The sequence below is a fragment of the Pseudomonas sp. PA-4-8C genome (assembly GCF_021606625.1).
Taxonomy (GTDB): Bacteria; Pseudomonadota; Gammaproteobacteria; order Pseudomonadales; family Pseudomonadaceae; genus Aquipseudomonas; species Aquipseudomonas lactis.
On sequence record NZ_WKCD01000559.1, the window covers coordinates 1 to 1,045 of the forward strand.

At 60.8% G+C, this 1,045-nt stretch carries 2 protein-coding genes; both read right to left on the reverse strand.

Features of this window, described 5'->3' with window-relative positions; all coding sequences use genetic code 11:
* Positions 1-166: Ada metal-binding domain-containing protein (locus GIW04_RS30945; protein WP_329607664.1), on the reverse strand; the 166-nt coding region annotated here is incomplete at its 3' end.
* A gap of 75 nt (positions 167-241) precedes the next feature.
* Positions 242-907 (reverse strand): DNA oxidative demethylase AlkB, encoded by a 666-nt coding sequence (gene alkB, locus GIW04_RS30950; protein WP_120248077.1) that lies wholly within the window; start codon positions 905-907, stop codon positions 242-244.
* Positions 908-1,045 lie beyond the last annotated feature (138 nt).

Here is a 1,045-nt window from a genome sequence, read left to right on the forward strand (position 1 = left end):
GCGCCGGCGTGTCGAAGAACTCGATATTTTCCGGGCGCGGTAAGCGCGAGGCGCTGCTGGGGCGGCAATACACGCCGGTGGTTTTCACGCCGTAGACAAATAGCGCGTCAGCCTTGGCATCACGGGCAATAATGGCAGCCCAGCGCGGATCGTGTTCGTTGTTCATGGCCTGCACTCTTGACGGTTCAGGAGCAGATTAAGCCTGTCGCTCATGCCCGACACTCCGAAGCTTGCGGTCAAATTAACCAGCGGTGCGAAAGGTCAGGTTGATGCGCTGCGGGCCCATGATCGGATGCACGCCGTCCTTGATTGGCATCACGCCATGAAAGCGCAGGCGATCAACGCCGCCCCACACCACCACATCACCATGAAACAGCGAAACCTTTTGGGTTTTGTCGCTGCGCGCATGGCCACCGAACAGGAAAACCGCCGGCAGCCCCAGGGACACCGAGACCACGGGCGCGCTGTAGTTGCGCTCGTTCTTGTCCTGGTGCAGGGACATTTTCGCCCCTGGCACGTAACGGTTGATCAGGCAGGCATCGGGTTGAAAACCGCTGAAGCCAGCCTCGGTAGCCGCTGCCACCGCCAGCTGGCGCAATGTGGCGGGCATGACGGGCCAGGGTTGCTGGCTGCGCGGGTCGAGTGGGCTGTAGCGATAGCCACGGGCGTCGGTGGTCCAGCCCAGCTCGCCGCAACTGCTCAGCGCCGCCGACATGGTAAAGCCGCCGGGGGTGACCATCTGCCGAAACGGTGATTGAGCCAGGACACGCCGCAGTTCAGGCAATAACCGCTCGATCCAGGGCAGGGCATAGCCCTTCAGTACGTAGGATTCTTCGCCAATTTGCTCGCGCCCGGCAGGCTGTTGCAAGGCATCATCGGCAAACAAATCGGCGGTAGGGCCCGGCATGGCTTACAGCGCCTTGCTCACATTGATGTCGGTGATTTCGTCGCTGGCATCATGAATTTTCGCCAAGGCTTGCTTGGCTTCATCGACGTTGTTGCTATGCAACTGGGCGAATTCAAAGCGGCGTTCGCCGTTGAGCTT

Bases quoted from the DNA above. Each gene is read 5' to 3' on its own strand.
- alkB (WP_120248077.1), bottom strand. From the start codon at position 907: ATGCCGGGCCCTACCGCCGATTTGTTTGCCGATGATGCCTTGCAACAG.